This window comes from Ideonella sp. P3_A4 (genome assembly GCF_056403075.1).
This window is the reverse complement of sequence record NZ_JBFUGE010000541.1, coordinates 1-4,094: the sequence shown is the minus strand read 5'-3', so window position 1 is coordinate 4,094 and position 4,094 is coordinate 1. Positions and strand designations below refer to the sequence as shown.

Here is a 4,094-nt window from a genome sequence, read left to right as displayed (position 1 = left end):
ACCCGAACGTGATCGAAGTCGGCCAGGTGCTGCGCGTGATGCCGCCGGCCGCCGAAACCGCGGTCAGCACCAAGCCGGTGACGGCGCCGAAGATCGAGACCAAGCCGCTGGATGGCAGCGCCAAGCCACCGGCACCTGCGGCTTCAGGAACGGCGCCGGCCGCCTCGGGTGTCGGCCCGGCGGTCCCGTCCAGAGACAACGACGACGACGTGCAGTGGGCCTGGCCAGCAGCCGGCCCGGTGGCCACGCCGTTCGACGAGTCGCGCAACAAGGGCTTGGCCATCACCGGCAAAGCGGGTGACCCGGTCTATGCCGCGGCCGACGGCCGTGTCGTCTATGCCGGCTCGGGCCTGCGTGGTTACGGCAACCTCGTCATCGTCAAGCACAACGCCACGTACCTGACCGCCTACGCCCACAACCAGACGCTGCTGGTGAAGGAAGATCAGGTCGTGCGCAAGGGCCAGAAGATCGCCGAGATGGGCTCGTCGGACGCCGAGCGGGTGCAACTGCACTTCGAGGTGCGCCGCCAGGGCAAACCGATCGATCCCAGCAAGCTGTTGCCCCCACGCTGAGTAGTTCCCAACGCTGCTTCGGCATCATGGCGCCGCCTCCGGGCGGCGTCGGCCTTTGCGCAGTTCGTACGAGATTTTCATGACCCAAGCAGATGAGTGGCTGACCGTCGAATCGCTCGACATCGAAGCCCAGGGCGTGGCCCACAACAGCGAAGGCAAGGTCGTCTTCATCGAAGGCGCGCTGCCGGGCGAGCAGGTGCAGGTCGTTGTCGGCCGGCGCAAGAACCAGTGGGAACAGGCAGTGATGCGCGAGATGCGCCGCGAAAGCTCGCAGCGCGTGCGTCCGGCCTGCCCGCATTTCGGTTTGCATGCGGGCGCATGCGGCGGCTGCAAGATGCAGCACCTGCACGCAGGGGCCCAGGTGGCAATCAAGCAGCGCGTGCTGGAGGACAACCTGGCCCACCTGGGCAAGGTGAAGTCTGAGCGCATGCTGCGGCCGATCGAGGGCCCGACCTGGGGCTACCGGCTGCGCGCGCGTCTGTCGGTGCGCTATGTGGCGAAGAAGGGCACGGTGCTGGTCGGTTTCCACGAGCGCAAGTCACGCTACGTGGCCGACATGAGCGAGTGCCATGTGCTGCCGCGCCAAGTCAGCGACATGCTRCTGCCGCTGCGCGAACTGATCGGCTCGATGGACGGGCGCGATCGCCTGCCGCAGATCGAGCTGGCCGGCAGCGAGGCCGTGACGGCCTTGGTGCTGCGTCATCTGGAGCCTTTGTCTGGCGCAGACGTGACGCGCTTGCGTGAGTTCGGTGCGAAGCACGGTGTGCAGTGGTGGTTGCAGCCCAAGGGGCCGGACACCGTTCACCTGCTCGACGACGACGGCCCCGAGCTGGCCTACACGCTGCCCGAATTCGGCCTGACGATGCCGTTCAAGCCAACCGACTTCACCCAGGTGAATCACCAGATCAACACGGTGCTGGTGGGTCGGGCGCTGCGCCTGTTGCAGGTCCAGCCCGACGAGCGCGTGATCGACTGGTTCTGCGGCCTGGGCAACTTCACGCTGCCGCTGGCCACGCAGGCGCGTGAGGTGCTGGGCATCGAAGGCAGTGAGGTGCTGGTCGAACGTTCACGGCAGAACGCCGCGCGCAATGGCTTGGCCACCAACACCAGCTTTGCTGCGCGCAACCTGTTCGAACTGACGCCGGACGACCTGGTGGCCTTTGGCCGCGCCGACAAATGGCTGGTCGACCCGCCGCGCGAAGGAGCCTTCGCGCTGGCCAAAGCGCTGGCCGATTTAGCCGAAGCACCACACGACGACTGGCAACCACCCAAGCGCATCGTCTACGTCAGCTGCAACCCCGCCACACTGGCGCGCGACGCAGGCCTGCTGGTGAACGTGGCAGGCTATCGCTGCACCGCCGCCGGCGCGGTCAACATGTTCCCCCACACCGCCCACGTCGAATCCATCGCAGTCTTCGAGCGCGACTGAGCCCCTAGGCGCGCGCAGCGCCGCCTACTTCAAGTGGCGTGCGTGGATCCGGCTTTGCCGGTCCACTGCGCGAGCCCCCTTGGGGGGCTTTGCTCGGACATGAACAGTCCTGAGGACTGTTCKTGCCTAGCGARGGGCCGAGMCTCTGGCTCGGCGCGGCCTGCAAGGCAGCCCCCGAGAGGGGCGTAGGGGCCTCATCTAGCCGAACATCATCCCCTTGAAGCCCCGCCAGGACAGCAGGCTGCCTGGCATGCGGCGTTCGTTCAGGATGTCGGACAGCCGGGCGGTCATTCGTTTGCTGTGACGGGCGCGCCAGACGACCAGGCTGACCAAGAGCGGGTAGCGATTGAAGCTGGCGGCCTTGCGGAACATCTCGAAGCGCGGCCGCAGGGCATCCAGCCGGCACCGATAGTCGGCCAGCACCGCACTGTCGTCCTCAGCGCCGGCCGCCAAGCATTCCGCGGCGGCAATGCCAGTTTCGAGCGCCTTGCCAATCCCTTCGCCTGTGAAGGCGTAGGTCGCACCTGCGGCTTCACCGGCGACCAGCACGCCAGGCGCCAGCCACTTGGCACCATCCAGGTCACAGCGCAGCGGCGCGCCCTTCAGCTCGCCCAGGCTCTCGCCTTCGCGCATCAGTCGTCCGGCGATCGGGTCCACGGCCAGAAAGTCGTCGAACAGCTCGCGCAGGTTGCGCGCCTTGTGTGGTGTGCCGTCGGCTGCCGAGGTGTGGCTGTCGAGCAGCCCGACGCCGATGTTGAACATTCCGCCGGGCGCCGGAAAGATCCAGCCGTAGCCTCCGCTGAGGCGCTGGTGCCAGACGAAGCGCAGGTTCGGTATCGCATCGACCATGCCGGGGTGGCGAACGTAGGTGCGTAGCGCCATGGCGCTGGGCGTGCGCCGTTCGCACAGGTCGGCGGCCAGCATGGCGGCTGGTGTGGCGCCCGTCGCTAGCACGAGCCAGCGGCACTGGATGTCGTGCGTTGCGCCCGCGTGGCCCAGGCGCGCGCCGATCACGCGGCCGTTCTCATCACGCAAAGGGTTGATGAATCGGGCTGGCGCGATCATGCGCGCACCGGCCTCGACGGCGCCGGCGCAAAGCAGGGCATCCAGTTCCCGCCGCGGCAGCACCGCCAGTTCGCCCGGTACGTCGATGAAGCTGCCGCTCGGCGCTACGCACTGTGCGGCCTTGGCGCGCTGTGCCAGGGCCATCACCCGTTCGTGCATGCCAAGCCGGCGCAGCGCGGCATGGGTGTCTGGCACCAGCCCGTCGCCACACACCTTGTCGCGCGGAAACGCCTGGGCATCCACCAGCACCACGTCGCGGCCGGCATGCGCCAGCAGGCGCGCACAGGCGCTGCCTGCGGGGCCTGCGCCGACCACAAGCACCTCGCAGCGCTCCGGCAATGCGGCCAATGGCTGGTTCCAGTCCGGTGCGTTCATCGTGAGAGATTCAAGCGAAGGGGATGGCGGTGTCCATTGTGCCGCTGGGCCGCAAAGAAAAAGGGCCCGCGCGGGGCCCTTGGTCGTGTTGGCGCGGAGGCCGCGCCAACGATTGCTCAGTCGCTTTCGCCGCCGAAGATGCCCAGCAGGCTGAGCAGGCTCTGGAACACGTTGTAGATGTCCAGGTACAGCGCCAGCGTGGCACTGATGTAGTTGGTTTCGCCGCCGTCGATCACGCGCTTCAGGTCGTAGACCATGAAGGCCGAGAACAGGCCGATGCACAGCACTGACATGGTCAGGAACGCGGCGCTGGACTGCACGAACACGTTGATGATGCCTGCGACCATGATCACCAGCGCACCGACGAACAGGAACTTGCCCATGCCCGACAGGTCACGCTTGATCACCGAGGCCAGCATCGCCATCGCGAGGAACACGCCCGCGGTACCGCCAAAGGCCGTCATCACCAGCGCGCTGCCATTCTTGAAGCCCAGCACCGCAGCCAGCAGCCGCGAGAGCATCAGGCCCATGAAGAAGGTGAAGGCCAGCAGCACGCCGACGCCAGCAGCCGAGTGCTTGGTCTTTTCGATCGCGAACATGAAGCCGAACGCGCCGGCGAAGAACACGATCATCCCGATGCCGGGGCTCATGGC

At 67.1% G+C, this 4,094-nt stretch carries 4 protein-coding genes; 2 read left to right on the top strand and 2 right to left on the bottom strand.

The window, feature by feature from the left end; genetic code table 11:
- Positions 1–572 (top strand): peptidoglycan DD-metalloendopeptidase family protein (locus tag AC1DYI_RS28540; protein ID WP_477207502.1); only part of this gene is annotated, 572 nt, incomplete at its 5' end.
- 79 nt (positions 573–651) lie between these two features.
- Positions 652–2,001, top strand: a complete 1,350-nt coding sequence (gene rlmD, locus AC1DYI_RS28535) for a 23S rRNA (uracil(1939)-C(5))-methyltransferase RlmD (protein ID WP_477207501.1) — start codon at positions 652–654, stop codon at positions 1,999–2,001.
- 198 nt (positions 2,002–2,199) lie between these two features.
- Here the strand turns inward: rlmD and AC1DYI_RS28530 are convergent, their stop codons facing one another.
- Both AC1DYI_RS28530 and AC1DYI_RS28525 read right to left on the bottom strand, forming a co-directional pair.
- Positions 2,200–3,441 (bottom strand): NAD(P)/FAD-dependent oxidoreductase, encoded by a 1,242-nt coding sequence (locus tag AC1DYI_RS28530; RefSeq protein ID WP_477207500.1) that lies wholly within the window; start codon positions 3,439–3,441, stop codon positions 2,200–2,202.
- A 116-nt stretch (positions 3,442–3,557) separates the two neighbouring features.
- Positions 3,558–4,094 (bottom strand): Bax inhibitor-1 family protein (locus tag AC1DYI_RS28525; RefSeq protein ID WP_477207499.1); only part of this gene is annotated, 537 nt, incomplete at its 5' end.